The organism is Chitinophaga sp. 10T418, from assembly GCF_056394125.1.
In genome coordinates, this window is record NZ_JBFTHG010000004.1 from 80,262 (window position 1) to 105,047 (window position 24,786).

18 protein-coding genes and 1 pseudogene are annotated in these 24,786 nt (G+C 45.7%); 4 read left to right on the forward strand and 15 right to left on the reverse strand.

Annotated features, from left to right (window positions below; all coding sequences use genetic code 11):
- The first annotated feature begins 184 nt into the window (after window positions 1-184).
- The gene (gene bshA, locus AC1DCV_RS12425) at window positions 185-1,324 is read left to right on the forward strand and encodes an N-acetyl-alpha-D-glucosaminyl L-malate synthase BshA (protein ID WP_441576435.1); all 1,140 of its coding nucleotides are present in this window, start codon (window positions 185-187) and stop codon (window positions 1,322-1,324) included.
- On the opposite strand, the gene AC1DCV_RS12430 is transcribed toward bshA, so the two are convergent.
- The 8 genes from AC1DCV_RS12430 to porU form a co-directional block, all read right to left on the reverse strand.
- Window positions 1,321-2,706, reverse strand: coding sequence for a murein hydrolase activator EnvC family protein (locus AC1DCV_RS12430; protein WP_477023468.1), 1,386 nt, complete (start codon window positions 2,704-2,706; stop codon window positions 1,321-1,323). The genes bshA and AC1DCV_RS12430 overlap by 4 nt on opposite strands.
- Window positions 2,707-2,795: 89 nt before the next feature.
- A complete protein-coding gene (locus tag AC1DCV_RS12435; RefSeq protein ID WP_477023469.1) occupies window positions 2,796-4,250 on the reverse strand; it encodes a murein hydrolase activator EnvC family protein in 1,455 nt (484 codons plus the stop codon).
- Between the two features lie 90 nt (window positions 4,251-4,340).
- Window positions 4,341-5,177 carry a lipoprotein insertase outer membrane protein LolB1 gene (lolB1, locus tag AC1DCV_RS12440; protein WP_477023470.1) on the reverse strand — a complete coding sequence of 279 codons (837 nt, stop codon included), beginning with the start codon at window positions 5,175-5,177 and terminating at the stop codon, window positions 4,341-4,343.
- A gap of 26 nt (window positions 5,178-5,203) precedes the next feature.
- Window positions 5,204-6,940, reverse strand: a complete 1,737-nt coding sequence (locus tag AC1DCV_RS12445) for a tetratricopeptide repeat protein (RefSeq protein WP_477023471.1) — start codon at window positions 6,938-6,940, stop codon at window positions 5,204-5,206.
- A gap of 3 nt (window positions 6,941-6,943) precedes the next feature.
- Entirely contained in the window at window positions 6,944-7,387 is a 444-nt protein-coding gene (dut, locus tag AC1DCV_RS12450; protein WP_429042288.1) for a dUTP diphosphatase, read from the reverse strand.
- Between the two features lie 37 nt (window positions 7,388-7,424).
- Window positions 7,425-7,913, reverse strand: a complete 489-nt coding sequence (gene ispF, locus AC1DCV_RS12455; protein WP_441576429.1) for a 2-C-methyl-D-erythritol 2,4-cyclodiphosphate synthase — start codon at window positions 7,911-7,913, stop codon at window positions 7,425-7,427.
- A 129-nt stretch (window positions 7,914-8,042) separates the two neighbouring features.
- Window positions 8,043-9,218 (reverse strand): type IX secretion system outer membrane channel protein PorV, encoded by a 1,176-nt coding sequence (gene porV / locus AC1DCV_RS12460; RefSeq protein WP_477023472.1) that lies wholly within the window; start codon window positions 9,216-9,218, stop codon window positions 8,043-8,045.
- A 105-nt stretch (window positions 9,219-9,323) separates the two neighbouring features.
- Window positions 9,324-12,731: a type IX secretion system sortase PorU gene (gene porU / locus AC1DCV_RS12465; RefSeq protein WP_477023473.1), complete on the reverse strand. Its 3,408-nt coding sequence runs from the start codon at window positions 12,729-12,731 to the stop codon at window positions 9,324-9,326.
- Between the two features lie 153 nt (window positions 12,732-12,884).
- Here porU and AC1DCV_RS12470 point away from each other — a divergent pair, with 153 nt between their 5' ends.
- Entirely contained in the window at window positions 12,885-14,435 is a 1,551-nt protein-coding gene (locus AC1DCV_RS12470; protein WP_331972568.1) for an SUMF1/EgtB/PvdO family nonheme iron enzyme, read from the forward strand.
- A gap of 75 nt (window positions 14,436-14,510) precedes the next feature.
- Here the strand turns inward: AC1DCV_RS12470 and bcp are convergent, their stop codons facing one another.
- From bcp to AC1DCV_RS12505, 7 genes and pseudogenes are all read right to left on the reverse strand, one after another.
- A complete protein-coding gene (bcp, locus tag AC1DCV_RS12475; protein WP_477023474.1) occupies window positions 14,511-14,972 on the reverse strand; it encodes a thioredoxin-dependent thiol peroxidase in 462 nt (153 codons plus the stop codon).
- A gap of 1,367 nt (window positions 14,973-16,339) precedes the next feature.
- Window positions 16,340-16,729 (reverse strand): annotated as a pseudogene (locus AC1DCV_RS12480) (M23 family metallopeptidase); the annotation flags it as partial.
- A 128-nt stretch (window positions 16,730-16,857) separates the two neighbouring features.
- The gene (locus tag AC1DCV_RS12485; protein ID WP_477023475.1) at window positions 16,858-17,667 is read right to left on the reverse strand and encodes an ABC transporter ATP-binding protein; all 810 of its coding nucleotides are present in this window, start codon (window positions 17,665-17,667) and stop codon (window positions 16,858-16,860) included.
- Window positions 17,667-18,443, reverse strand: a complete 777-nt coding sequence (locus AC1DCV_RS12490; RefSeq protein ID WP_477023476.1) for an ABC transporter permease — start codon at window positions 18,441-18,443, stop codon at window positions 17,667-17,669. The genes AC1DCV_RS12485 and AC1DCV_RS12490 overlap by 1 nt, the downstream gene beginning before the upstream one ends.
- Before the next feature lie 85 nt (window positions 18,444-18,528).
- A complete protein-coding gene (locus tag AC1DCV_RS12495; protein ID WP_477023477.1) occupies window positions 18,529-20,295 on the reverse strand; it encodes an OmpA family protein in 1,767 nt (588 codons plus the stop codon).
- Between the two features lie 31 nt (window positions 20,296-20,326).
- Entirely contained in the window at window positions 20,327-21,316 is a 990-nt protein-coding gene (locus AC1DCV_RS12500; RefSeq protein WP_441576422.1) for a hypothetical protein, read from the reverse strand.
- Between the two features lie 4 nt (window positions 21,317-21,320).
- Window positions 21,321-22,001 (reverse strand): hypothetical protein, encoded by a 681-nt coding sequence (locus tag AC1DCV_RS12505; protein ID WP_477023478.1) that lies wholly within the window; start codon window positions 21,999-22,001, stop codon window positions 21,321-21,323.
- A 358-nt stretch (window positions 22,002-22,359) separates the two neighbouring features.
- On the opposite strand from AC1DCV_RS12505, the gene gldA reads away from it, so the two are divergent.
- Together gldA and eno are read left to right on the forward strand one after the other, a co-directional pair.
- Window positions 22,360-23,274 carry a gliding motility-associated ABC transporter ATP-binding subunit GldA gene (gene gldA, locus AC1DCV_RS12510; RefSeq protein ID WP_477023479.1) on the forward strand — a complete coding sequence of 305 codons (915 nt, stop codon included), beginning with the start codon at window positions 22,360-22,362 and terminating at the stop codon, window positions 23,272-23,274.
- A gap of 137 nt (window positions 23,275-23,411) precedes the next feature.
- Complete coding sequence (eno, locus tag AC1DCV_RS12515) at window positions 23,412-24,701, forward strand: phosphopyruvate hydratase (protein ID WP_441576419.1); 1,290 nt, start codon at window positions 23,412-23,414, stop codon at window positions 24,699-24,701.
- Window positions 24,702-24,786: the final 85 nt, after the last annotated feature.

Sequence of the window (24,786 nt, forward strand, 5' to 3'; positions counted from 1 at the left end):
CCGAAGGCAAAAAGCATAAAGCCAAAAGCTACCAAAGCGGATAAGCAAGAAGGGCTCTTGCGAATATATGATAAATAAAAGCACTTTATGTCTCCTGCCGTTATCATCCGCTTCAGTGGCTTTTTGCTTTATGCTTTAACCTTTCTGCTTTTTAGTACCTTTGCAGAATGCAAAAAATTAACTCATGCGCATAGGAATAGTATGTTACCCTACTTACGGTGGTAGTGGGGTACTGGCCACCGAGCTGGGTAAAGCTCTGGCAGACAAAGGCCACATGGTCCACTTTATCACATATCAACAGCCTGTAAGGCTTAACGCGTTTCACGCTAATATATATTATCACGAAGTACAGGTTCCCACATATCCACTTTTTGACTTCCCTCCTTATGAGTCTGCACTGAGCAGCACCATGGTGGATGTGATCATTAACCAGAAGCTGGATCTGCTGCACGTACATTATGCGATTCCACATGCCTCTACGGCATATATGGCGAAGCAAATCGTGAAAAAACATGGCAGAACGGTTCCCTTCATCACCACTTTGCACGGTACTGACATTACCCTGGTGGGTAAGGATAAGACCTACGAGCCGGTAGTTACCTTTTCCATCAATGAATCAGATGCTATTACCGCAGTATCTGAAAACCTGCGGGATGAAACCTACAAGTCCTTCCCAATAGAAAAGGATATCACGGTGATCTACAACTTTGTGGATACCCAGCGTTTCAGCCGCCGGGAACTACCTCATTTCAGGCAGGCGATAGCTCCTAACGGTGAAAAAATATTGCTGCACGTATCCAACTTCCGTAAAGTGAAGCGGGTACCTGATGTAGTGAAAATATTTGCCCTGGTACGCAAAGAATTACCTGCCAAATTACTACTGGTAGGTGATGGTCCGGACAGACCTTCTATTGAATGTCTCTGCCGGGAACTCGGTATTTGCGAAGATGTAAGATTTGTAGGAAAACAAGAGCAACTGGAAGATGTGATGTCTATCAGTGACCTGTTCCTGCTGCCATCAGAATATGAAAGCTTCGGTTTGGCGGCGCTGGAAGCCATGGCGGCACAAGTGCCCGTGATCTCTTCCAACGCAGGTGGTTTACCTGAGATCAACATTCCCGGCCAGACCGGCTACATGAGTAATGTAGGCGATGTGGAAGGTATGGCGGCTCATGCCATCAAGTTGCTGACAGACGAAACATTGCTGGCACATGTACGGAAAGGTGCGTTGGAACAAGCCCAACGCTTTCATATAGATAATATCATTCCTCAATACGAGGCTTTATACGAAGAAGTATTGCTAAAACAGGTACAATTGCTTTAACGGGAACGGATCCATTTTTCAGGATTCTGTTTCACCATATTCCGGTATATCTGTAATTCTATCTCACCGGTATTACTACCAGGCCCGGAGGCGGCAGCACCCAGTGTTTGGCCACGTTTTACATTAGCACCTTTGCTAACACGTACATCCAGTAATCTCACATAATTGGTAAAATATTTTCCATGGCGTAGGGTAACCATATACCCTGCGCCTGGTACCATAAATACCATAATTACTTCTCCGTCAAAAATGGCTTTTACCGCAGCACCTCTTGCTGTAGCGATGATAATGCCATTATGATCTACTTCAATTTTACCCACCCTTCCGGTGCCGAAATGCCCGGTAATACGACCAGCTTCCACCGGCCATGGTAAACGGCCACGATTGGCTTCAAAGTCGCGCGACAGCGATAATGCTTCCGGTGTAGCTACCAGCACATCTTCGCTGGAGGTCTTCGCTACCGGGGCATCCTCTTCTTCTTCCTTCTCCTCTGCTACTGGTTTCGCAGGTGGTTTTTTATGTGCTTTTCTGGCTGCTTCCAACGCCGCTTTTCTACGGGCTGCCGCCAGCTCCCGCTGCTGTTTACGTTTTGCATCAGCAGCCTTTTTCCTTGCCAGTGCCTGTGCGGCGGCTTTTTTCTGTGCAGCTGCAATTTCGCGCCGGATGGCATCCTGGATGGCCTGGTCTACCTGCCGGGCTTCTGCCTTACTTTTATTGATACGCTGCTGTAGTTCCTGTTCCTGGTCTTTCAGCTGGGCAATAGTTTGATCCGTTTCCTTTTTATCAGCAATAAGGGTTACCCGCTGTTGCTGTTCTGTATGTAATGCACCGGCTTTTTGTGCCTTTTGTTCCTGTAATACCACCAACTTTTGTCCCAGTAACGCTTTGGTAGACAGGAGGTTTTCGGCCTGTTTCCGTCTGTTTTCCCGGTATTGCTGCAGGTATTGATAACGGCGCAGTGCATCATTAAAGCTGGTAGCGGAGAAAAAGAAGCTCAATACATCATAGGAGTCCCGGGTTTTATAGGCATACACTACCAGCTGCGCGTAGCGGGCCCGCAGGGAATCGACTTCTTTCTCCAGCGTTTGTACGTTATCGTTAGTACTGCTGATGTCTCCTTCAATTAAGCTGATTTCTTTGTTAATATTTACGATCTGCGCATTGCGGGAGGCAATCTTATTTTGTAACTCCCGCTGCAGACTGAGGTTCTGGCGGGTAGATTTTTTCGTTTGCTGCAGGGTTTTATTGGCTTCTTCTATTTCTTTCAACAGTTCCTGCTTACGGTTTTCCAGTGCCGTGCGCGATTGCCTGTCACCCCGCTGTGCATACAACAGCGCAGGCAATAGCCATAGAGCCATCAAAAGAGGGATCAACTTTCTCAAAAAAAATGCATTTGGTTAGTAAGCGCAAAGCTGAAAGCATCATCAAATGCTTCCAGCTTTTATCTCTTATAGTTTCAGTTCTAGTTAAATTATCTTCTCCGGATCCACTGCTCAGGATTCTGTTTGGTAATACCTTTCCATATCTGCAGTTCCACCTCACCGGTGTTTTCAATATCGTTGGTGCTGGCAGTACCTATCACCTGACCGGTTTTAACATTATCACCTTTCTTCACCCGGGTAGTTTGCAAACGTACATAAGTAGTGAAGTATTGTCCATGACGGATAATAATTACATATCCAGAGCCTGGCATTACCACTACAGATTTCACTTCACCATCGAAGATGGATTTCACGGCGCCGCCTTTGTTGGTAGCAATCACAATACCATCTGACGGTACCTGGATATGTTCCATTACGGCGTGTTGGTGAATACCAAAATGTTCAATGATGTTACCGGCATCTACCGGCCATGGGAGTTTACCACGGTTAGCTTCAAAACTTTCTGACAATGCCAGTGCTTCCGGTGTTGCTTCCAGTACGTTTTCGGTACGGGTAGTTTTTTCCGGTTCCGGGGTCGGCTCAGGTGTTCTAACCGGAGCTGGGGCCGGTTTTTCCGGCGCAGGGGCAGGGGTATTGTTAGCAGTATTATTGTTATTATTTGCAGCAGCGGCGGCAGCAGCAGCCCTGGCTTTTTCTGCGGCAGCGAGTGCAGCGGCTTTACGTGCCTCTTCATCGCGTCTGCGTTTTTCTTCTGCGGCCTTACGGCGGGCTGTTTCCTCCTCTATAGCTTTACGGCGGGCATCTTCAATTTCTTTACGGATTACCGCCCTGATAGCCACCTGTACTTTCTGGGCATCTTTATTACGCTGGTTGATATCTGTTATCAACTCTTTTTCCCGTCCCTTCAGTTTATTTAAAACTTCATCTTTTTCTTTCTTATCTACTTCCAGGGTAGTTCTTTGTTCCTGTTCTGTTTTAAGTGCATCGGAACGTTTTACCCGTTGTGATTCCAGGTTCTGTATTTTCTGATTTAGCTGATCCTGTGTGCTCACAATATTATCTGCCTGTCTACGGCGGTATTCGCGGTATTGTTTTAGATACTGGAAGCGTTTCACTGCATCATTAAAACTTTGGGCAGAAAATACGAAGTTCAGCATATCGTAGGAAGAGCGGTTCTTATAAGCATATACCACCAGGAGTGCATATTGTGCTTTCAGGGTATCCAGGTCTTTCTGCAGGGTTTTTACATCCCGGTATGCGGAGTTGATATCGCCGTTGATAAAGTTTATTTCTTCATTGATATTGTTGATCAACCGGGAACGCAGCGTAATTTTATCACGTAGTGCACGAAGTTGGCCAAGACTTTCCCTGGTAGACTTCTTGGTTTCCTTTAGTTGTTCATTTGCCTCATCTATTTCTCTTTGCAGCTCCTTTTTTCTTCGCTCCAGTTCCTCCCGCGATTGCTGCTGCTGCCCATTATTCTGGGCAACCAACATGGCTGGCATTAACCATAGCATCAACATCAACGGGATAATCTTCTTCAAATACAACATGACTGATTTTAGTAACTGCAAATTAAATAAATATACAACGTTTATTAGTTTAATGAAGATGACATTTGCTCAGTTGCCATTTTACATGCGTTTATAGCTTGATGGCATACTAAACGGAAAACTGAGTGGGATATCAAAATCATAGCGCGTAAAATCCAGCGCTACTTTCGTTACATTTTTCTCTTCCACATATATACGGCGGGTAGTAGGGAATTTACGCCCGGCTACTTTGGTATAATCTCCATAGGTAAGTTCACAGGAGCGCTTTACGGCGCTGGCGCTATCCTTATCCATCACTTTGCTCTGTTGTAATCCGTAATCATCTGCAAACACATTAAACAGGCTTACAAACTTCGAATGATTACAACTGAACGAAATAATAGAAGGCGTTTTCACCACCTGGTATACAGAGTCTGTCAGGTATACCGGATTCCCAATGAGCATATCCTGCAGGGTCTGGAAATCAAATGGTATATTCAGCAGCTCCTCTGCATCAGACATCTTCCGGAGAAATAATTGTTTATCCAGACGATTATACATTTTAAGGCTATCCGGCGTAATCACTGCCCTTATCACTTCATCTACAATCGGAGCCGAAATAGATATCCAGATGATGCTATCTTTTTTAATACGAAAAGTAGCATTCAGGTTATTATGGCTTTTTTTATCTGTTTCAAATGCCAGCTTCATTTTGCCGGAAAAAGTATTAAAATCGATATGATTGGCATGTATTCCCTTCAGCATATCGCTGGTAAACCGGGCCAGTTCCTCGTTAGATGAACTGTCTTTTACCACTGTTACCTTACTGGTATCAGCGGCCGGAAAGGAACTACGGGCCAGTTTTTTGGGATGGCGGCAGGCCACCATACCCAGGCCTATGGTTACTATTAAAAGTGTGACGATCGTTTTTCTCTTCATTGAGCGATGAACTTATAGCTAAAAGCTTATTGAATATATCTTTTTTCAGCGATCTTACGGGCGAGGTCTACAGAGGAAGCTCCTTTGTCTTTCGCCATCTGCCAGTATTCTACTGCTTTTGTTACTTCTTTCAGATTAAACAGGATATCCCCGTAATGCTCCAATACATTCGGGTTTTTCTGTGCGTCCGGATATTGTAGTGCTTTTTCGATCCACTGTTTTGCTTCTCCAAACTTTTCCTGCCGGAAAAGAATCCAGGCGTAGGTATCCATGTAGGTTGGACTTTCCGGTTCCAGATCCAGGGATTGTTTTGACAACTCAGCGGCTCTATCCAGGTTTTCCCCCCGTAAAGAGAGGTAATAGCTGTAATTGTTCATGATCAGCGCATCTTTAGGGCGGAGTACCAGTGCCTTTTCGTAGCTGCTGTCTGATTGACGGTGTTGCCCGGTAGCATGGTAAGAATCACCCAGCAGAGAATAAATATCTCCCAGGAATTTCTTTTCCCCGTTACCGATTTCCAATGCGGCATTCAAAGAATTAATCGCATTAGAATATTGTTGCAAAAGAAAACTGGCTACACCTTTAAAATAATAGCCCATAAATTCTTTCGGGAATTTGGTGGTCACGTTATTGCTGAGTGTCAGCAAAGCGGTGGGATCTTCTTTGCGGGAGTAAATCCACATCAGTTGATACCAGACAGAGAAGCGGGTATCATCCAGGCTCAGGGCCTTTTTATAGCTGGCTTCTGCGCTGTCGAGCATATCGGCCTGGGAAAACATATCACCGCGCAAGGCGTATGCTTTGGCGTCTTTCGGGTGTGCTTTAATAATCAGGGAGGTAAGATGCAGGCCTTCTTCCAGCTTGGTAGTATCCGTGTTCATCATCTGGAGATAAGGATACACGTAAGCTACTTTTTCATCGATGCTATAACCCGGATTGGCAAATGCTTTGGTAAGATTTGCCCAGTAAGTGTTGATATCATTATTCTTCTTTGCGTAAGAAGCTAATGCAATCAATGCTCTTGGATTGTTCGGATCTTTTGTGAGGATGGTACGGTATACATCTGCTGCATCTACGATACGATCGTTGGCGTCATATATTTCTGCCAGCAGGTAGTAGTACCTGATTTCCTGAGGCTCCTGGTTAATGAGTTTTTTTATTTCCGCTGCAGCTTCATCTACCATGCTCATTTTGAGCAACAGTTTTTGTTTTTGGTAGATGAGTTCTTCGACTATGCCTACTTTACTTTCCAGCTGATTAAATGCAGCCAGTGCAGATGCCGCTTTATTGGCCTTTGCCAGTAACACGCCCTTGTTGTAGAGATAGTCTTCGTTATCAGGATACTTATTGGTGAGTCCTTCGAAAACGAAAGCGGCGCTGTCGAACTTTTCATTCACTGCATATGCATCGGCCAGGGTTACCTGGAACCAATGGTTTTCAGGATCCAACGCTACCGCACGGCGGGCAAAAATGAGTGCGTTGCCGGCGTTTTGTACTTCTATGAAGAGACGAGCCAGTTCATAATTAACAGTAGCATTATTTTTATTCAGCCGCAGATAGTCAGCATACTGGGTTATAGCCGTGCGATAGTCGCCCAGCATTTTAGATCGCTGAGCGGCAAAGAAAAGGCTATCTGCCCGCTGTGAAAGCACAGCAGCATTCTTAACGGAAGTGTTGCCACGTGATGCAGATTGTCTGGCACCACTACACGCCCCCATTAATAAAATACCTGCCAGCCCTATAACGGTGAAGTATATCCGCATTTATCAGGATTTACCGGTATGTCCAAAACCACCTACGCCTCTTACTGTTTCAGTGAGCACAGTTACCGGTTCTATTACCGCCTGCACAAAAGGGGCGATGATCATTTGGGCAATACGATCGCCGGGTTGTATGGTTTGCGGTTCGTTGGATAAGTTGATCATAATGATTTTAATCTCCCCGCGGTAGTCGGCATCTATGGTACCGGGCGTATTCAGCAGGGTTAATCCCTGTTTGATCGCCAGKCCGCTACGGGGACGGATTTGAGCTTCATATCCTGTTGGTAATTCCATGAATAAACCTGTAGGGATCAGCATCCTTTCCAGTGACTGTAATGTAACTGCTGTTTCCAAATGTGCGCGGAGGTCCATTCCTGCCGCATCTGCCGTTGCATAAGCCGGTAATTCATTACCAGACTTATTGATGATTTTCACTATAATATCCGCCATTTAACAAAGATATTTTAAAATAATTACGAATTGCGAATTACTGGGTGATATGCTCCAGCAATACTACAGCGTGTGCTGTAACGCCTTCCTCGCGGCCTACGAAGCCTAGTTTTTCAGTAGTGGTAGCCTTCACAGATACGTCTTCTATACCGATATGCAGGGTTTCTGCAATCACGGCCTGCATAGCAGCTACGTATGGTTTTATTTTAGGCGCCTCCAAACAAAGAGTGCTATCTACATTTACCACCTGGTAACCTTTCTCCCCGATCAGTTGTGCACAACGGGCTAATAATATTTTACTGTCGATGTTTTTATAGGCATTATCCGTGTCCGGAAAATGTACCCCGATATCACCTAAGGAAAGCGCACCCAACATAGCATCACAGATAGCATGTAACAGCACATCGGCATCACTGTGTCCCAGCGCTCCTTTATGATGAGGTACCAGTACACCGCCCAGCCAGAATTCACGGCCTTCTACCAGCTGATGAAAATCTACCCCCAGTCCAATACGTATCCTACTCATATTTGTAATAATTTAATCATTTGCCAATCCGCAAGGTAAGGCAATAAATATAAAAATCCCCCCGTTTGGCGGAGGGATTCAACCGTTTAACCAGTTAATTATTTAGTTAAATAAAAGACAAAATGTTCATTACCAGCCTGTACGGGAATCCTCATCTCTTGGCCCCAGGTCAAAAGTCAGTGTAAACCGCAGCGTATTGGATAGCGGATTACGTTGAATACCAGATCCTGAAGGCACGAGGTAAGAAAAGTTCAGGCCGAAGATGTCATATTTCACCCCAATACCAGCGGTAAAATACTTACGATTGCCCTTATTCTTATTTTCATTGAAATATCCTGCTCTTACTGCAAACTGCTGGTTATACCAGTATTCCATACCCACGGAATACATCAGTTCCTGCATTTCTTCCTTAAAGCCTCCCGGTGCATCGCCAAAGGAACTGAACATTCCTTCCAGTGAGCTTTTGCTTTTATATTTTCCTGCAGAATCCGGCGTAGGCACCAGTAATTTATTAATATCCAGGGCAAATGTTAACTGATTGGTTTCATCCAGGGCGATGGTGTAGGCAGTACCAATCCCCAGGTTGGTGGGTATAAAATCTTTTTCCTGCGCAGAGCTCAGATAAGAAATTTTGGTACCCATATTGGAAATAGCCATCCCGATGTTTAATTTATTCACCAGGCCATCTGATTTCTCAAAATCCTTGGTATAGAACCCGGATAAGTCCACGGCAAATGCCTTAGCGGCTTTCACCTGAACACCATCCACAGATTGTCCGTTGGCCAGATTGGAATAGATGAAATGCCCGGTTAACCCAATAGAGAAGTGTTCTGACAGCTTACGGGCATAACCTGCATCCAATGCAAATTCACGTGCATGAAAATCCTGGATGGGATTTCCATCTCTGTCAGTGAAAGCAATGGTGCCCAGCGAAAAATAACGCAGGGATCCGGAAATGGCCTGTTGCTCATCCAGCTTGGTATAACCATTCAGGCTGGCCAGGAACACATCGTTCACCAGTTCTTTTAACCAGGGAGTATAAGTAACTGCAAGACCAGCGCTCTTTTCGGCAAATGGCAGCTTGGCAAGATTGCTGTATATGGAATAGGCATCTGCAGAAGTTCCCAACCCCACGTCTCCCATGGCTCCACTGCGTGCATCCGGTGTAATGCGCAAAAAAGGTACAGCGGTGTTAATAGGTACTGAACGACCATCAATTTGCCCCGTAGAAATTTGCGCTGAGGATTTAAAACTTATGAAAGTGCCGTAAATGAACACGAGGCCCATTGTTACCTTTCGGATCATGCAGATTTTGTATTTGATAAGGATGTAAAAATAATCTTATTTATTAATATAATACAGAAAGGGGTTTAATTGGGATAATGGCAAAAATTATCTTCCTTGCATAGGCTATAATAACACCAGCTTACCGCCCTTTATTTTTGTTCTTTTCGTGGTTCTGATTGTTAATCTGTAAACATATACTCCCGGGGGTAACTTTGCTCCCGAATCACTACGTCCGTCCCAGGGCATGCCATCATAACGACCGGCTGTGGAAATTATTGTACTACGCATTGTTTTTACCAGACTTCCTGCAACTGTAAATACCTGTAATGTTAGCTGTAGTTCCTCTCCCTGCTGATTATGCAGGAAGGTAAAACGTGTTACATCGTGGAAAGGGTTCGGATAGTTCCTCACCTCCTCTACTGCCAGCGCTTCCTGTTCAGTTACTTTAAAATAAATAGTAGTGGTAGCAGCATTGTTGTAGGTATCCCATGCTTTAATTGTTATCCTATGTTCTCCTGCTAACAAACCATTCAAAGGGTACAATATATTCCCTTTTTTGTAACTGTTCAAAGATGACTCAAAATAATCATTTAATACAATATATCCAGTACTATCCAGAATTGCTATAATACTATGATTATCATTATTCCCTGACATATTGATACCACTACTGTCTGCCAGATCGATGATCAGCATAGGATCCGGGCCGGTTATATCTCCGCTTCTGAACTGGCGGTTATCCAGCCAGGCGTTTATAGCAGGTCCTGTTATGTCGGCGATAGGTCCAGCAATGATTCCACCGGTCGTAAAATTATCAAAATAACCATTTCCATCCAGCTGATCATTATTGGTATAATAGCTGATCTTCCCCTTTCCGGTACCTTCGCGAATATCGCGGGGAGCCACAAATGTAAGGGAAAACTTGCCTGCTGCTACTGTTTGTGTTCCCTGAAACAAAACATTACGCTGTACCTTATAGCCCTCCACACTGCTCCCGGCATCATTGCCCCGAGTTTTCTGCAGTGTGGGCTGGTCGTATATAGTCGTATAGAGGACACCGTTATAGTCCGTTACGGCATTTCCCTGTGCATCAGCAATATGCCCCCTGATAGTATAGGTCCCTAACCCTTTCAGCGTATCTATGCCCATCGGTGCTACTCCATTTATAGAATCTGTGATTACTTTATAAGCCGGAAATGCCAGCGTTAATGCCGGATCCCCCAGCAGCTGAAATTTACGATTATTGACTGCATCCGCAGAGGTATTGTAAGTAACATTTTTAGCGAGCATAGCAGCGGTTCCCAGTGCAGGCATCTTCCCATTGGCTGCAGGAGTAAAAGCCACTTTCAGGTAATTGGCATTCATGAGCTGATTGGAAGCCGCAAAAACGGCCCGGGTAGTGGTCATCAGCGCAATAGCACCTCCGGATTGCTGTAATAGTATTTTATGTCCCAACGAAGTTATTCCCGGATCATCATAAGGGGCAAAGTCGCAGGTAGCGGTAATGAACAGGGGCAATTTATTATCGTTATGCCAGGCAGTAATGCTGTTAGCGTCCATAATATTTTCGGCTGCCAGGCGGGAATTGCTGCCATGACCGGAATAATTCAGCACCAGCGTCCCCTTGTTGATCCGGTTGGCAATAGCCGTATTCACCAGGGGATAAGTGGCGCCCCCTGAACTTGTTTCCTGCGGATAAGCATCCAGGTAAATCTTTTCTGTATTTAATATGGGGGCATTACCTGCAATGACGGTGGCCATTTTCTCGGCGTCCTCGAGGTGCAGGTTTTCATCTTCATCGTCTGCCAGTATGGTCACCTGGTTACGCCAGGGGCCAAAGGCCGCCGGTTGCCGGTACCGTACTATCTTATCTACAGCCAAAGCTGCTTCACTCACATTGCGCGCCGGAATACGTCCTATTCCTATATCCAGCCGATCGGGTACACTGGTTTGGGTGATATCTCCCCCATCCTTCAGTATTCCAAAATAATCATCTGATACGTAGGAGCGGATAGCATCCAGAGAGGCTTCACTTTGCCAGGAGGGGACATCATTGGTATTATTTTTTATACGCTGCCGGTAATCATACGAGGCCGCTCCAAACAAAAGGAGGTAACGGGGTGCTGGTCCCCGGTCATAAAACATCTTTACATAGTCCCGGATGGCAGTGGGATCGGGCGTACCAGAAGCAAATTCATTATATACCTGGTCAATGGTAGTTACCTGTACCGATAGCTGATCCAATGCACGATGCATGGCAGCCAGTCTTTCTGCAGGCCCTTTTAATGCGGTTGTAGTAATGATGATCATGTCTGCTGCGCCATTCCCATGCAGATCCTGGTTAGGCACCTGGCCTGCAAATACGGGCAGCAGCGCGGCCTTGTCATAGAAAGCAATGTATTCATGCAGGCGCTCATTCTTTCCGGTAAACAGCAGGGAATCTCCCTGTGGCTGATACTTGACGGCGACCGGCTTTACCGGATCGGTGACATCCCATATTTTCGTTTGCACATCAGCGTTATGGAGTGCAAAGCGACTGTTTTGCCCGCTACCCACGTAAAGGGCACTACGAAAATCGAGCATTCCTCCTACCGGCATTACCAGCGGACAAGGGGCCTGTACTTCCAGGTAATCCAGCCATCCCCGGTCATTAATATTATTGGGGGCGAGCTCCACTCCTATATCCAGCTGCGCCTGGGACGCATTGGCGCTGCCGGTGGCAGCAGCCGCAGTAGCTACGCCTTCAAAAATATTATCTGTTACCGGCAGCAGGTATAAATTGCTGACTGCTGTTGCATTATTCACGGTGGCATTAAAATTACATCCACCCCCACTACGGGCGGCCGCCCGCATACTCACTGTAACCGGTCCTGCCGGTACCGTCGGCAGCGTAAAACGATAGCTGCGGGATAACCCCAGCACCTTACTGAATTCCGTTCCCCACCACTGTTTGCCACTACCCAGGAAGTTAAAGCTATCGCGTTCATAAAACGCGCGATAAGTGAAAGCGTATTCGGGTGTGCCGGTTGCCGGCGGGTTATTGTCTACCTGTACCCGTAATCCTTCTCCCCCCACTGTTATATAATAAAAAGAAGCATCCGAGTAGAGATTACGCTGGTGGGTAAATGTCCGGGAGACCATATTATACGACCAGCTATGTGGACCAGGGGCATAAAAAAGCAGGTAATCATTTCCGTCCAGGATACCATCTCCGCCATCTTGTGCATACATGGCTACTTCCGGCAAATCGTCATTCCGTGGGGTATTGTTGGGCTCCCCCAGCATTTGCCCCCCATTACCAAACAGCCGGATGGCGGTAACCGGTAGCTGCTGGGTATTGATACCCATACTTTTCAGGAAGGCAACATCTATTTTATAGACCCCGGGATCGGTGATCGACAGCTTGTACCAGCTCCCGGCAGCCAGGGCGGAGTTTTTTTTATATTGACGAATACTGCTTTGGGCATATATTTCATGTTGCCGCAGCAAAAAAATCAGGAACATCCCGATAAAAATATAATTGAGTTTCATTATCTTAATCGCAGTTTTTCGACTGGTTGATGTAGAAAACCCTTTATCAGCAGGGACGAATGGCAGCAAATTACAAATTAATTTTTTTCGCCATAAAATAAAAAAGAGTACATTTGCGTTTACTGTAAATATACTAGACTAAAGCTGTATCGCATGCGTAGATTAACCTCTTTATCATTGCTCGTAGGTACCAGCGTAATGCTATCCATGAGTGCCTGTCATAAAGACGGCGGGGGACTTTTCGGTAAGAAGAAGGAATCTTCTTCCGCTACGGGCTGGAACTACAACGACCAGAAAATGGGCGGTTTCAGCGTAGCTAAAAACGTTGCCCAGCAAACGGGGCCCGGACTTGTTTTTGTACAAGGTGGTACCTTTGCGATGGGAGCAACGGAGCAGGATGTAATGGGCGACTGGAATAATATTCCACGTCGTATCACTGTTTCCTCTTTCTACATTGATGAATCTGAAGTAGCCAACGTACATTATCGTGAATATCTTTACTGGTTGAACCGCGTTTATGGCGAGTCATTCCCGGATGTTTACCGCAATGCACTGCCCGATACCCTGGTATGGCGTAGTGAACTGGCTTACAACGAACCATTGGTAGAATATTATTTCCGCCACCCGGCCTACAACGACTATCCGGTAGTAGGTGTTACCTGGAAACAGGCAACCGACTATTGTAAATGGCGTTCCAACCGTGTAAACGAAAAGTTGCTGATGGACAAAGGCCTGCTTTCCAAAGCAGATGTCGGTAACCAGTCAGACGACAATACTTTTGACACCAAGTCATACACTGCTGGCTTGTACGAAGGTACTCCTGGCAAGTTGTCTAAAAGTGCCAAAAATCAATTTAAAAACGCAGACGGCACTCCCCGTAATGCTGCCTTTGAAGATGGTGTAATGTTACCAAACTACCGCCTCCCGACAGAAGCAGAATGGGAATACGCCGCACTGGGTTATATTGGTCAGAACCCTGGCCCTTCCAAAAAAGAAGGCAAACACGGGGAAGAGCTGATCATGAACAAACAGGTATATTCCTGGGGTACCAACACCAGCGGATTACGTGATATCCGCCGCGGTACCATGCAGGGTCAGTTCCTGGCCAACTTCAAACGTGGTTCCGGTGATAACATGGGTGTGGCCGGTGGTTTGAATGACCGTGCTTCTATTCCAGGTCCTATCCGCTCCTTCTACCCTAATACGTTTGGCATCTATAACATGTCAGGTAACGTAGCAGAATGGGTACTGGACGTTTACAGACCACTGAACCCGATCGATGGGGAAGACTTCAACTACTTCCGTGGTAATAAGTTCCAGACTGTTTACCAGAATGAAAATAAAGAACTGGAAAAAGATAGTCTCGGTCACCTGAAAATGCGTGACGTAACAGACGAAGAAAGTGCTAACCGTCTTAACTACCAGAAAGGTGATGTAATCAACTACCTGGATGGTGACTCCCTCTCACAGGTGGAATATGGTTACGGTGTTACTACGCTGATCAACGATAAATCACACGTGATCAAGGGTGGTAGCTGGAACGACCGCGCTTACTGGCTTTCACCAGGTACCCGCCGTTACATGCAGGAAGATATGGCCACTAACACCGTAGGTTTCCGTTGCGCCATGGATCGTGTAGGTAGCCCTGAAGGTAATAAGTTTAAAACCGGTAACCTGTTCAAGAAACAGCGCCAGAAGAGATAACAGTTATAACTGAACATAAAAAAAGAGCGAAGATCAGTGATCTTCGCTCTTTTTTTATGTTCGTTTTTTCGCTGACTATTTCCAGAGGTCCAGAATTTCTTCTGTATGATTTTTGGTATCCGGCTTTTTGATGATGTGAGCAATTACACCCTTTTCATCAATGAGAAAGGTAGTGCGGTGAATACCATCATACGTTTTCCCCATCATCTGTTTTTCGCCCCAAACACCATACTGGTTCACGATCTTCTTGTCTTCATCTGCCAGTAAAGTAAAAGGCAGGTCAAACTTTTCTATAAACTTCTGGTGGCTTTGCTCGCTATCTGTGCTTACGCCTACTACTACATATCCTTTTTTCAACAGCGCATCGTAATTATCACGCAGGTTGCAGGCCTGAGCCGTACATCCCGGGGTATTGTCTTTCGGATAAAAATACAGAACCACCCGCTTTCCTTTAAAGTCCGTCAGCGATACGGTTTTGCCGTGCTGATCATGTCCTTTAAAAACCGGGGCTTTATCGCCTTCATTTAAGTTTCCCATATATAAGGTTTTAGCTGTTTAAAATTATGTTCCTACCGTTTAAAAGATAGTCTGTATGTTCCTTCGTTGCCGGCAATATCTGTTACTTTCATCACCAGGATATGTGTACCCGGCTGGCAATGCTCATCAAACGTATAGGTAAGCACGTTACTCCTACGGGAAAACAATAACCATTTGCCATCCAGTTCTGCCCGGTAACTTTTAATGCCGCTGGCATCGTTCATCGCAAAAGCTATTTTCGCGGCTTTAGCCAGGTTCGCCCCCGGCTTCACGCCCAATGGCGTTACCTTCGGCGCAATGGTATCCACTTCCAGGTGGAAGTTGCCAAAGTCACGGAACGTTCCTTTATACCAGCCGTTTTCCAGCGTAGTAGCGGAAGCATTGCTGCCCATTCCTTCTCTCACCATCACAACTTTAGGTTGCAGGTTTTCAGGAACCGTACGGGAAGCTCGCAAACGTACATTGAAGAAATCATGCACCGGCACCAGTGGGTTGTGAAGATGATATACATTAGAATATGCTTTGGTGCTGACAGATGGCGTTTCTGCATAGTTAAAGCATATCTTGTCGTACAACGCCTCTTCATCCAGGTAAAATTCTACCTGGTTATTTTCGAAGATATTACGTGAATCAGGATACATAAGGTTGGCGCAACTTCTATCTGCGGCTTCAGGCCCTCCCTGCTGCAGATGCAGTTTCACGGTAGATGTATTCCCGTAAGCATCTTTTACCAGCAGCTTTACTTCGTGTACAGCACCATCCTCCAGGTGAATAGTACCATCTCCTTTCAGATCGTGGTAGATATCCAGTTTATTGCCTGGTAAAGAGAAGAGCAGTTGGTAGTAGGGCCCACCACCCTTCTTCACTTTATAATCTATATGCGCATTGAGGTAACGGGTTTCTTCATAGCCGATGTTATCCAACTGAAAGTCGATATCCGGTTCCCCATTTTGCAATAAAGTAACTTCGTATATGCCATAGATGTTACCGCTATTCATGCGATCTACTGCACTCACTCCTAATCCTGCTTTCGCCGCATTTATTTTAATGACTGGCTGGGTAGTCACATATTCGCCTCCTGCTTTTTTCACCGGCAACATAATAGGCTGCTGCTCATAAACACTTTTCTCCCGGTCGTAGATAGCGATGCGATATACGTCCGGCGCGTGGGTATCTGCAATATCGAATCCAAACAGCAGCGGGTTCAGCGGTTTTTCCGACTGGGTATTCCTGATTTCAAAGTGCAGGTGCGGGCCGGCAGAACCTCCGGTATTACCACTCCAGGCAACAAAGTCGCCTTTCTTTACCGGGAACAATCCGGCAGGAATGGCCAGATCGCTTGCCCAGCTTTCCGCCTGGTATTGTTGCTTCTTTACATATTGTTGCAGCGCCGGAAAAAAGGCGTTCAGATGCGCATACACGGTCGTATATCCATTGGGGTGAGTGATGTATAATACATTCCCGAATCCCGTATGTGAAACGCCAATACGGCTTACATAACCATCTGCGGCAGCATGTACCGGCAGATTCTCCTTTTGCTGGGTTTTAATATCCATTCCCGAGTGGAAATGGTTAGGACGCAGCTCACCAAAATTCCCTGCCAGCTCTATTGGAACATTCAACGGATTTCTGAAATAGCCCTGGGGATAGTCCTTTACCGGAATGGTTTGCGCCTGTAATAATTGCGGTAGTAAACAAAATAGACCGATGACTCTCTTCATAATATTGCAAATGTAGGGAAAAGAGAAGTTTGTCATGCGGATGCCCTTTTTCCCTACATCAGTTTTAACAGTTTTTAATATATACCATAGGAAAAAGATTTGGGGAGATGGATACCGCCGCGGCAGTATTCATCTCCCCAAAAAATTTAAAACTTATTGGTAAGCTACAGCTGTTTTTTAATCGTGCCGATAAGCTCCTGGAATCCTGGTTCCTTACGGATTTCAGGCTGCCAGGCGAATCCCATTTTGCACAGGTCATATTCCTGTATGATGGTAGCCCCTTCTTTATTTTCTTCTTTTCCCAATACCCAAACGGTATCGGAAATAGCGGCCGCATTTTCAATATCATGGCTCACAATGATCAGCGTGTTCTCTTCATGCAGTGTTGATACTTTTATCAACAGTTGAATCACCTTATCTATCATGAGAATGTCCAATCCGGAAAAGGGTTCATCCAGTAAAATGAACTTGTTGCCCGTAAGCACCTGTTGAATGATACTAACACGCTGACGTTGTCCACCACTGATTTGCGCCGGGTATTTGTTCAGGTGCTCTGTCAGTTGAAAGGTAGCCGCATAATCTTCAATGATACGTTTTTTCTCGTCTTCGGTCAGTTTCACGGCTGCATTATCCAGTCCTATTTTCAGGTTACGATAAATAGTACGATGGTTAAAGAGGATATAATTCTGTGGTACAATGCCCACCTCCCCTGCTTTCACCGGGTGTTGGTCCGTATCTATTTTCACCACTCCTTGTGTGGGCTGAATCAAGCCTGACAGGATTTTGAACAACTGGGTTTTGCCAATACCACTGCGACCAATCAATGAAACCACCTGTCCCTGTTGTATATCAGGGCGATGAATATCATGAATACAGAAATTAATATCGCGGAGAATGGTTTTTTCACCGTATTGCAGTGTAACATGTTCCGCACACAGCAACGGCGCGTGTTTCGTATATACGTTGGCGTTCATCAGCGGGTCGTGAGTTTAGTGTAAGGAAATAACCACTCCCGGAATTTGCCGAGAATATAGTCAAAGAAGATACCCAGCAGAAAGATGATCACCAGGGTACCGAATACCACATCCAGCTGTACATACTTATTAGCGCGGATCAGCATTACACCAAGTCCCCCTTCACTCATGCTCAGTCCTTCTACGGAGGTGATCATGAGCCAGGCAATGGCAAAGTTCTGCCGCATGACTTCAAAAACCTGGTCCAGCCGTCCTACAATAATTACTTCCCACAAGGTTTTCCAGCTGTTCATACGCAGTGTGGTACACAGCTCAAATTCCTGTTTATTAATGCCATCGATCACAGACAACAGCGACGTAACGAAGAACGGAACGATACCAAAAATCAGCAGACTGAGTTTCAGTTCGTGTCCATCCTGTGTCCACAGGGTAAAGAGAAACGTCAGACCGGTAAGCGTCAGGTAACGGCATTTGATCACAAAACGTGCGATCGGATTAAAAAACGGAACAATAGAAAGATAGCTGATCACCAGGGCGATGACAATAGAAATAAACATGCCTTTGATGGTCAATACCAGACTACTGAAAAGGTTGTCAATGAAAGACGGATCCTGCACTATCTTACCCAGTGTTTGCAATACTTTTACCGGAGTCGGAATTAAACCACCTCCACTCAGCTGCCAGCATACCAATGCTATTATAGCCTCAGCAATCACCAGCGACAACATCGCGCGGCGGTTGAGTATACGCAGTGGTTCAAAAAAAGATTTTATCACGTCTGAAGTTATTGAGTCAAGCTGTAGATGGGTCGGAGAGAAAATTGTCTGAACAGTGATGATTCACCATTCAGACAACTTCATATTATTGACCTAATACGATCTGTACGCGACGGTTTTTCGCGCGACCATCATTGGTAGTATTATCTGCAATAGGCTTGGTATCACCATAACCTTTTGATTCGATACGTGCTTCAGGTAAGCCTTTATCCAGCAGGTATTTTTTCACCGCTTCGGCACGTTCATTGGATAATTTTTCATTGGCAGTTGGATTACCTACGTTATCGGTATGGCCATACACACCTACTTTCAAACCTTCCGCTACTACAGCACTCTTCAGGATTTCATCCAGTATAGCGTGCGAAGCAGCTTTGATTACGGAACTACCAGTTTCAAACTGTATCTGGTATGATTTGGAAGATACTTCTGAAGTGATGCTTTCCGCATATTTTTCCTTGATAGCAGCACCTTCCAGTAACTCAGGGTGGTTAGCCACCACAGAGGCGAGGAAAGATTTATCTACCACCTGGGTATATCCAGGATAAGTAGGCATAATTTCAGGGTACATCCTGGTGAGGATTTCGCCGAAAGTATTGTACACAATTTTGTAACGATCAATGGCGTCTTTACCCATACCAAAGGTGTTGGCAGCATCTGTCAGGTTAAATGCCATGGATCCTCCCAAAGGAATATTCAGGCCCTGCACATCTTTTTCTTCCACACCATTGTAGTATTTCAGCCAGTAAGCACCATTCTGCTCGTTGTACACTTTCGCAGATACGTCACCTGCAAAAGCTTTTGCTTCGTTGTAGGAACGAACCTGGTCGCCGGCCTGCGCCAGTGCGATGATCAGGTTTTCCATGTCTGTACGGTGATCGTAAGCAAATTTCTTAATGGTAATGGTGATATTTGGCATCTGTGAAGAGTATTCTTTGGTAGATGCAATGTTCACCAGACCACCTTTCTTCTGTGCAACATTCACGTCACCAGGTGTCCAGGTAGCCACACCGTCTACACCAACAGTAGTGTCTTTGCTGGTTTTCTTACCATCGATTACCAGCTTACGGGTTTCTTTGTAGCCTGCGATGTATTTCGCACCGGCATCCAGGAAGTCGTTGGCAGCAATGATGTTGATCGCGTTGCGGTCATAAGAAGTTTCGTCCGGATTTACAGGGATGTTGTTGTCACCAGCCCATTTCAGCATGATGTTGATATCACCATCGCGCAGTACACCGGCAACAGTTTTACCGATAGCGGTTTTAGGATCTCTTTTCCACTCTACAGGTCCCATTAGTTTATCTTCACCATAGCTTTTACCCATGGTATAGAAAGCGATAGGCTGGTAATCAGCACCCAGTGGTTCCAGTTCCTTTGCCAGTGCGGCAAAGAAGGCCGGCATACCATCTCCCATGAAGGAAGCAAATACCCCTGCGGTGTTAGGATTCTTTTTATAGTCCTGTGCAAACTTTACCATGTCTGCCAGTGATTTATTACAGTCGTCCTGGCGTACCAGTTGCAGCTGCAGTTTTGCTTTATCTATCAGTGAACCTTTGGTGGTATTTACACCACCGTTGGCGTACATCAGCGCGAACTGAGAGTTCCACGCCATCACGCGCCAGGATATTTTAGTACCGCCATTTAATGCTTCTGTACTCTCCGGTAAAGGCAATTTCACGGCATTACCACCCAGGGAAGCTTCTGCCGCATCCGGCAAGGCTACTTTCCCAATTTCGGTAGCTGCTTTAGCTTCCTGTGGGCGTTTATCCCACCATAACACTTTTCCTGCATAGATGGCACCTAACAGCAGTACGATGCCAAAAACCTTTCCACCGGGTTTTACTTTCACGGCCATAGTTGTAATATTTGTTGATTAGAGGTTATTGTTAACTTAACAGATCGTTGTAGTTGTCAGTACGAACAGTACCCGGTTGATGGGGTTCACGGGAAGGCTCCCACTTCTGTACATCCAGTTTATACGTTTTATCAGGGTCGTAAGACTCCAGCATTTTCAGTCCCTGCAGCTCATAGGTGGCATTATCCAGGTCTATAGAGCGCATGAAGTCTGTAGAATAGTTGATGGCTTTTTTCATGCTGGCCAGTTTGGTCGCAATATCCTCTTTCAGGAATTCCATAGACTGTTCTACCATCAGTTTTTTCTCCGGATCGCCGTTGAAAATTTTGAGTGCAGATGATAACGCTTTGTTACCGGAGGTGACAGACTTGTAAAGGTCTTTTTTCAATTCCAGTTCATTGCGGGCATCTTCAATCATGTAACCACTGTTCTTGTGCACCTTGGTGAGGTAGTCACCAATGCGGGCGAGGTTATCACGTATCGGCGTGAGCTGTGCGATGTATTCTTTCACACGGGCAATCTGCCTGGTAGCGTTACCCAGTTCCGGCAACATGTTATTGTTTTGGGCGGCTTTGGCGCGGCTCAGGAGCTGCGTCATTTCCTTTTCCTTTTCGCTGATTTTGAGGTCAATCTTTTCCTTCTGTGCGTCTACATCAACGGATTGGGCGTACAGCTTTTCGCGCTGTTCTTCCATGTCGCCGATATAATCTTCCGCAATGAGGAAGGGGTCGAGTTCAATCACCAGTCCTACGAGTTTCTTCATGAGCCACTCATACAGGTAAAACAGGCTAAGGCGAAGTTTACGATGCGTGATACAGTACAGGAATACGCCAAGGCACACCAGTGCGATACCGAAGTTGAGTGTGTTCCAGACAACGGCGGTGAGGATAGGGATTACATAATACCCGATGGCTACCAGGAGTCCTAATCCAATCAGGAGTCCAAATTTACCACCTGGTCTGTTCCAATAAGATTTCAGTTTCTGCCCCGATTCAGCGGCAGGAAAAATTTGCGTTTCCATAGCGTTAAAGCGATGTTTCTATTTTTTGAATGTCTGTGTTTATTTTTCTAACCATAGCCTCACAAGCCACCTGGTAACCCTGGCGGTTCGCTACTATTTTCTCTTCCTGTTCTGCCATTTGCGCCTTGAGCTGTTCTGACTTAGCCTGTGCTTCGGTGATTTCTTTGGTAAGTTGCTGGATCAGGGCGGCGTTATCGGCCATTTTCTTTTCCATGTCCTTCAACTGTTGATGACGACCATCTACTTCCGTAGCAGCTTTGTCGCTGGCAGCTTTTTCAAATTCAGCCTTATCTTGTTCAATGATTTGTTTGTACTGGGCCGCGCTTTCAATCAGCCTGTTTTTGGTGAGGCCCTGAATGCTGAGTGTAGCATACACGGCTGCCATACGGGCGTTTTCGTCCTTTACATGCGCTTCCAGTGTGTCCATCATTTTCCAGAACTCGTAATAATCAGGTCCGGGAAAGTTGCTTTTTTCAAACAGCGCACTGAAATGCTGCTCAAACTTGTCCATATCTGCGGCAGATAGGGCAACAGGTCCTGGTGGCCGGGCTGGCGCAGATCCTGAAGGATTACTAAGCGGGAATTTTTGCGACAGGGAAGGCTGTTCAGGCCTCCTGACATCGCTGTTTTCATCGGGTTCAAATTCCACAAAAAGGCCCATTGCTTTTTTTAGAAAGTTTGACATCAAATATTGGGTTGAAGCATGAAAGTGATTTTATATGTAGTGCTTTGCCTGTATAGGTTATATAACGTATAGGTATCAGGTTAAATGCAAGTTATATGCCAATGTCAGTGCAGGTATTTCTGTTCACATATATGTGCTAGTTAATTTGGCTATAAATATATATATATTTCAGAGAAGTAGTACCATATTAGTGTAAAAGCGTGCCGGAAGGCTTTAAAACCGTTCCGGATCCGGTAAAAAACGTACTAACAGGCTGTATTTTTACCACGAAAAGTCCACTCAATCCCCTGCTGGCGGCAGCGTTATAGTTTATCCTCTTTTTATAGTACATTAGTTCCCGCAAAACGTGCAAGCATACATGTCTATCCAGGTATCAGAACTCAGTAAAGTATATGGCGAACAGCGGGCGGTAGATGGGATCTCCTTTGAACTCAAAAAGGGCGAAATCACTGGTTTTCTGGGGCCCAATGGCGCCGGAAAATCCACCACCATGAAAATGATTACCGGTTTTTTGCCGCCTACCAGCGGAAAGGCCAGTGTATGTGGTTTTGACATTGTCACCCAATCGCTGGAAGTACGCAAAAGAGTGGGATACCTGCCGGAATCGAATCCTTTGTATTACGATATGTATATCCGGGAGTTCCTGGAGTTCGTAGCTGGCATTCACCAGCTGGGAAAGGCAGGAGCAGAAAGGATTGCAACGGTTATGCAGCTCACCGGGCTGCAACCGGAGCGTCACAAAAAGATTGGCGCATTGTCTAACGGCTACAAACAACGGGTAGGATTGGCGCAGGCCTTACTACACGACCCGGAAGTGCTGATCCTGGACGAGCCCACCACGGGCCTGGATCCTAATCAGCTGGCGGATATCCGGCAACTGATCAAAGAGCTGGGGGCCAACAAAACAGTGATCCTTTCCACGCATATCATGCAGGAAGTAGCGGCACTTTGTGACCGGGTAATCATCATCAACAAAGGAAAAATCGTAGCAGATGATAAATTATCCATTTTACAGCAAAACAATACGGCCAACGGTTATTTACAGGTTACCTTTGCGGAACCTGTTACGGAAACCGAGTTGCTGACCATCGGCGGAATCACCCGCGTGGTCGCTCGGGAAGACCATAGCTGGCAATTATTTACCAGCCAGGTAGACGAAGTGAGAAAAAACCTGTTACAATTTGCTTTGATTAATAACAGGAACATACTTTCTTTGCAGAGCAATTCACAAAGCCTGGAAACCATTTTCCGGGAAATGACGAAAAGCCATTAGCCGTTAGCTATTAGCTGTTAGCAAATGCAGCGAAKACCACCATATGTTAATCTTCGCTGCATTTGCTAACAGCTAATAGCTAATGGCTAACAGCTAACCCGCTATATAAATCGCTAACAATAATAACTTTTCGAATTATGAGTACTATTTCAGAAATCCATGCCAGGCAGATTCTCGACAGCCGTGGTAATCCTACGATTGAGGTTGATGTAACCACAGAAGACGGCCATTTTGGTCGTGCAGCCGTTCCATCCGGTGCTTCCACAGGTAAGCACGAAGCGGTAGAACTGCGTGATAATGACAAAAGTGTTTACATGGGCAAAGGCGTACTGCAGGCCGTTAATAATGTAAATGACATCATTGCTGAAGAGCTGATTGGCTGGGAAGTTACAGACCAGGCCGGCATCGATAAAATGCTGATTCAACTCGATGGTACTCCAAATAAAGCCAAACTGGGCGCTAACGCTACCCTGGCAGTGAGCATGGCCGTAGCTAAAGCTGCTGCTGAAGAAAGCAACCAGCCACTCTACCGTTACCTCGGCGGTGTAAACGCTTTCACCCTGCCTATTCCTTTGATGAACATCATCAATGGTGGTGCGCATGCGGATAATAAAATTGACTTCCAGGAATTCATGATCGTACCGGTAGGTGCTCCTTCTTTCTCTGAAGGCCTGCGCTGGGGCGTGGAAATATTCCACCACCTGAAATCCGTACTGAAAAAGAAAGGTTACAGCACCAACGTAGGTGATGAAGGTGGCTTTGCTCCTGAAATCCAGAGCAACGAAGAAGCTATCGAAACTGTACTGGAAGCTATCAAAGCAGCTGGTTACGAACCAGGTACCCAGGTAGCTATTGCCCTGGATGCTGCCAGCAGCGAAATGTATGATGAAGCTACCAAGAGCTACAAATTTTACAAAAGCTCCCAAAAAGTAATCAGCAGCGATGAAATGGTCGCTTTCTGGACTGACTGGGCTAACAGATATCCTATCGTGTCTATCGAAGACGGTATGGCGGAAGATGATTGGGATGGCTGGAAAAAACTGACTGAATCTATCGGTAACCGCGTTCAGCTGGTAGGTGACGATTTATTCGTAACCAATGTACTGCGTCTGAAAGAAGGTATCGACAAAGGTATCGCTAACAGCATCCTGGTAAAAGTAAACCAGATCGGTACTGTAACAGAAACAATTGATGCAGTAAACATGGCACACAAAGCTGGTTATACTTCCATCATGAGCCACCGTTCCGGCGAAACTGAAGATACTACCATCGCTGACCTCGCAGTAGCACTGAATTGCGGTCAGATCAAAACCGGTTCTGCTTCCCGTACTGACCGTATGGCGAAATACAACCAGTTACTCCGCATCGAAGAAGCGCTGGGTGAAGTAGCGATTTATCCTACMAACTCTATCAGCGTTAAAAAATAATCATTGCAAATAATCATTACGGATTTGTGGGAAGCAATCTTCTTCCTGCAAATCCGTAATTCGTTATTTACAATTCGTAATTCTT

Coding starts and splice junctions, on each gene's coding strand:
- ispF (WP_441576429.1), bottom strand. CDS start 7,913: ATGAGTAGGATACGTATTGGACTGGGGGTAGATTTTCATCAGCTGGTA.
- AC1DCV_RS12470 (WP_331972568.1), top strand. CDS start 12,885: ATGCGTAGATTAACCTCTTTATCATTGCTCGTAGGTACCAGCGTAATG.
- bshA (WP_441576435.1), top strand. CDS start 185: ATGCGCATAGGAATAGTATGTTACCCTACTTACGGTGGTAGTGGGGTA.
- lolB1 (WP_477023470.1), bottom strand. CDS start 5,177: ATGAAGAGAAAAACGATCGTCACACTTTTAATAGTAACCATAGGCCTG.
- AC1DCV_RS12495 (WP_477023477.1), bottom strand. CDS start 20,295: ATGGCCGTGAAAGTAAAACCCGGTGGAAAGGTTTTTGGCATCGTACTG.
- gldA (WP_477023479.1), top strand. CDS start 22,360: ATGTCTATCCAGGTATCAGAACTCAGTAAAGTATATGGCGAACAGCGG.
- porU (WP_477023473.1), bottom strand. CDS start 12,731: ATGAAACTCAATTATATTTTTATCGGGATGTTCCTGATTTTTTTGCTG.
- AC1DCV_RS12485 (WP_477023475.1), bottom strand. CDS start 17,667: ATGAACGCCAACGTATATACGAAACACGCGCCGTTGCTGTGTGCGGAA.
- bcp (WP_477023474.1), bottom strand. CDS start 14,972: ATGGGAAACTTAAATGAAGGCGATAAAGCCCCGGTTTTTAAAGGACAT.
- AC1DCV_RS12505 (WP_477023478.1), bottom strand. CDS start 22,001: ATGTCAAACTTTCTAAAAAAAGCAATGGGCCTTTTTGTGGAATTTGAA.
- porV (WP_477023472.1), bottom strand. CDS start 9,218: ATGATCCGAAAGGTAACAATGGGCCTCGTGTTCATTTACGGCACTTTC.
- AC1DCV_RS12500 (WP_441576422.1), bottom strand. CDS start 21,316: ATGGAAACGCAAATTTTTCCTGCCGCTGAATCGGGGCAGAAACTGAAA.
- AC1DCV_RS12445 (WP_477023471.1), bottom strand. CDS start 6,940: ATGCGGATATACTTCACCGTTATAGGGCTGGCAGGTATTTTATTAATG.